At 65.2% G+C, this 3,406-nt stretch carries 5 protein-coding genes; 4 read left to right on the forward strand and 1 reads right to left on the reverse strand.

Going from position 1 to position 3,406, the window contains the following annotated elements:
* Window positions 1-13: 13 nt before the first annotated feature.
* Window positions 14-142: a hypothetical protein gene (locus ACQKJZ_RS18650; protein ID WP_427733112.1), complete on the reverse strand. Its 129-nt coding sequence runs from the start codon at window positions 140-142 to the stop codon at window positions 14-16.
* Between the two features lie 11 nt (window positions 143-153).
* Between ACQKJZ_RS18650 and ACQKJZ_RS18655 the strand changes: the two genes are divergently transcribed.
* From ACQKJZ_RS18655 to ACQKJZ_RS18670, 4 genes are all read left to right on the forward strand, one after another.
* Window positions 154-978, forward strand: a complete 825-nt coding sequence (locus ACQKJZ_RS18655) for a hydrolase 1, exosortase A system-associated (protein ID WP_427733114.1) — start codon at window positions 154-156, stop codon at window positions 976-978.
* A gap of 75 nt (window positions 979-1,053) precedes the next feature.
* Window positions 1,054-1,911 carry an SDR family oxidoreductase gene (locus ACQKJZ_RS18660; protein WP_427733116.1) on the forward strand — a complete coding sequence of 286 codons (858 nt, stop codon included), beginning with the start codon at window positions 1,054-1,056 and terminating at the stop codon, window positions 1,909-1,911.
* A gap of 21 nt (window positions 1,912-1,932) precedes the next feature.
* Window positions 1,933-2,454, forward strand: coding sequence for a ferritin-like domain-containing protein (locus ACQKJZ_RS18665; protein WP_312488115.1), 522 nt, complete (start codon window positions 1,933-1,935; stop codon window positions 2,452-2,454).
* Between the two features lie 40 nt (window positions 2,455-2,494).
* Entirely contained in the window at window positions 2,495-3,361 is an 867-nt protein-coding gene (locus ACQKJZ_RS18670; RefSeq protein ID WP_312488114.1) for a manganese catalase family protein, read from the forward strand.
* The last annotated feature ends 45 nt before the right edge of the window (window positions 3,362-3,406 follow it).

The raw sequence follows: 3,406 nt of genomic DNA on the forward strand, positions 1-3,406 counted from the left end.
TTGGGGAAGGGGTTCAAAAAGTGTTTTCTTCCCCCCCCAAAAAAAAAAAAAAAAAAAAAAAAAAAAAAAAAAAAAAAAAAAAAAAACCGAGCCGCAGGAAGACCCCGACCTCGCCGTCACCTTGGCCGAGGATATCGCCCAATGGATCGCCACATGCGAAGGCTGATCTCCTTCCCCTGCGAGGGCGCGACCCTGATCGGCACGCTGGACGAGGCGGCGTCCGACACCGGCCTGCTGATCGTCTCGGGCGGCAACGAGCCGCGCATGGGCGCGCATCGCGGCCAGACGATCCTGGCCGCGCGGATCGCGGCGCGCGGCTATCCGGTGTTCCGCTTCGACCGGCGCGGGGTCGGCGACAGCGAGGGCGTGAATGGCGGTTGGGAATCGAGCGGCCCCGATATCGCGGCGGCCGTCGACGCCTTCGCGCATGCCGCCCATCTGCGGCGCGTCATCGGCTTCGGCAATTGCGACGCCGCGACGGCGATCGCGATGTTCGGTGCGGAGGCGCAACTGGGCGGCATGCTGCTGTCCAATCCCTGGCTGTCGGACGAACCCGACGCGCTTCCCCCCGCCGCTGCGATCCGCCGGCATTATGCGCGCAAGCTCGCGAGTCCCGGCGAGTGGTGGCGGCTGGCACGCGGTGCGGTCGATCTGGGCAAGCTGCGCCAGGGCCTGACCAAGATCGCCGCCCCGCCCGCGCCGCTTGGGGACGCCGCCGCGCCGCTGCTCGACGCGATCCATGCCTGGGGTGAGGATGCGCGGGTCATCGTCGCGCGCGGCGACGCCACCGGGGTCGCCTTTCGGGCCGCCGCGCGCGGGCACGACTTCGCGATGGAGACGATCGCGACGGACTCGCACAGCTATGCCGATGCGATGGATGCGTTGGAGCGGACCATGCTCGCTAACCTGGAGCAAGCCGCATCGGGCGGAGCGAGCGGTTTGTGCGATGATTTAACGGAACCCAAAAATACCGATTAATACGTTTTAAGATCACGCGTTTTCCAGGAACGCCTGTCCCGCCCGCCCATTGGACCGGGCGAGGAGAGACGGTCCATGAACGAACGCCCCACCCCCCCACAGCCCGAACAGCAGCAGGACATGCCCGGTCAGACCGAGGCGATGAACCCGCGCCCCGATCATGGCGAGCACAGCTATGTCGGTCATGGCAAGCTGACCGACAAGAAAGCGATCATCACCGGCGCCGACAGCGGCATCGGTCGCGCGGTCGCCCTGGCCTTCGCCCGTGAAGGCGCGGACGTGGTCATATCCTATCTGTCGGAGGATGAAGACGCCGCCGAGACGCAGCGGCTGGTCGAACAGGCGGGCCGCAAGGCCCTGCTGATCCCCGGCGATGTCAGCGATCCCGCGCATTGCCGTACGATCGTCGAGCGCGCGGTCCAGACGTTCGGCAGGGTCGACATCCTGGTCAACAACGCCGCGCATCAGGCGACCTTCCAGGCGATCGAGGACATTCCCGACGAGGAATGGGAGATCACCTTCGCCACCAACATCCATGCGATGTTCTATCTGGTGAAGGCCGCGCTGCCCCATATGGGCGACGGATCGTCGATCATCAACACGACCTCGATCAACGCCGACAAGCCGAGCGAACAGCTGCTGGCCTATGCGACGACCAAGGGTGCGATCCACAATTTCACCGCTGGCCTGGCGCAGATGCTGGCGGAGCGGAATATCCGGGTGAACGCGGTCGCGCCGGGCCCGGTCTGGACCCCGCTGATCCCCTCGACCATGCCGCCCGAGGCGGTGAAGACCTTCGGCCAGCAGACGCCGATGGGTCGCGCCGCGCAGCCCGCCGAACTCGCCCCGCCCTATGTCATGCTGGCCAGCGATGAGGCCAGCTACATCACCGGCGCGACCATTCCGGTCACCGGCGGCACCCCCTTCCTCTGATCCCCTACAGGAGTGATGCCCATGGCTTCCCTGCCCAACGATGTCGTCATGTCGGTATTCGTCACCGGCCTGAAGAACGCCCACGCTGTCGAGCATCAGGCTTTGGCGCTGATCGACCGACAGCTCGATCATCTGGCCAACTACCCGGACGTTGCCGACCGACTGCGCATGCATCGCGGCGAGACCGAGCAGCAGATCAACCGGCTGGAGGAAATCCTCGACGGCTTCAACGAAAGCCGATCGATGCTGAAGGACGCCGCGCTGACCTTCTCGGGCAACATGGCCGCGCTGGGTCATGTGTTCGCGCCCGATGAGATCCTGAAAAACAGCTTCGCGAACTTCGCCTTCGAGAATTTCGAGGCCGCCAGCTACAAATCGCTGATCACTGTCGCCGACGCGGGCAGTTTCGGCAACGCGACGCCGCTGCTCACCCAGTCGCTGAACGAGGAACTCTCGATGGCGGCCTGGGTCGATGAGAACAACGCCGCGCTGACCCGCCGCTATCTCGAACGCCGCGCCGCAGGCGAAACCGCCAGCCACTGATCCCCCGCGCCCGACGCGCCAACCAGAAGCGAGGCCGACCATGTATTATCACGACAAGCGCCTGCAATATCCCGTCCGCTGCGAAAATCCCGACCCCTTGTTTGCGCGCATGCTGCAACAGGCGATCGGCGGCGTGGAGGGCGAGATCCGCGTCTGCATGCAGTATTTCTTCCAGGCCTGGGGCAACCGTGCGCCGACGCCGAAATACCGCGACATGCTGCTCCACACCGCGACCGAGGAGATCGGGCATATCGAGATGCTGGCGACCGCTGTCGCGCTCAATCTCGACAAGGCGCCCGCCTCGCTTCAGGAAGAGGGCGCGGCGGACGGCATCGTCGGTGCGGTGATGGGTGGCGGCAATGCCCGCCACGCGATCGAGGGGACGCTGCACAAGCATATCCTGTCGACTGGCCTCGCGGCACAGCCGGTGGACTCGGACGGCGTGCCGTTCAACATGAGCCATATCTATGCCAGCGGGAACGTCGCCGCCGACATGTACTGCAACGTCGCCGCCGAGAGCACCGGCCGGGTGCTGGCGACGCGGCTGTACAACGCCGCGCATGATCAGGGCATGAAGGACATGCTCCACTTCATGATCGCGCGCGACACCATGCATCAGGAGCAGTGGCTGGCCGTGATCGAGGAACTGGGTGCCGAGGGTTCGCTCCCCATCCCCAACTCCTTCCCGCAGGCCAAGGAGCATCCCGAGCATAATTACGACTTCTTCGTCACCTCGGTCGACGGCACCTATCCCGAAGGCCGCTGGACGCAGGGGCCGAGCGTCGACGGCAAGGGCGAATTCACCGTCTTCCGCAACGAGCCGATGGGAGAGGAACCGATCCTGGGCCCCGCGCGCCCCGACAGCGGCGCACAGGCCGAACAGATCGGCGACAAGCCGGCGGTGTAAACCAACAAATCCTCCCCGGCACGGGGAGGTGGCAGGCCGAAGGCC

This window comes from Sphingomonas sp. NPDC019816 (assembly GCF_050274375.1).
Taxonomy (GTDB): Bacteria; Pseudomonadota; Alphaproteobacteria; order Sphingomonadales; family Sphingomonadaceae; genus Sphingomonas.

Excerpts from the sequence above, each read along its gene's own strand:
- ACQKJZ_RS18655 (WP_427733114.1), top strand. The coding sequence starts at position 154 with ATGCGAAGGCTGATCTCCTTCCCCTGCGAGGGCGCGACCCTGATCGGC.
- ACQKJZ_RS18660 (WP_427733116.1), top strand. The coding sequence starts at position 1,054 with ATGAACGAACGCCCCACCCCCCCACAGCCCGAACAGCAGCAGGACATG.
- ACQKJZ_RS18665 (WP_312488115.1), top strand. The coding sequence starts at position 1,933 with ATGGCTTCCCTGCCCAACGATGTCGTCATGTCGGTATTCGTCACCGGC.
- ACQKJZ_RS18670 (WP_312488114.1), top strand. The coding sequence starts at position 2,495 with ATGTATTATCACGACAAGCGCCTGCAATATCCCGTCCGCTGCGAAAAT.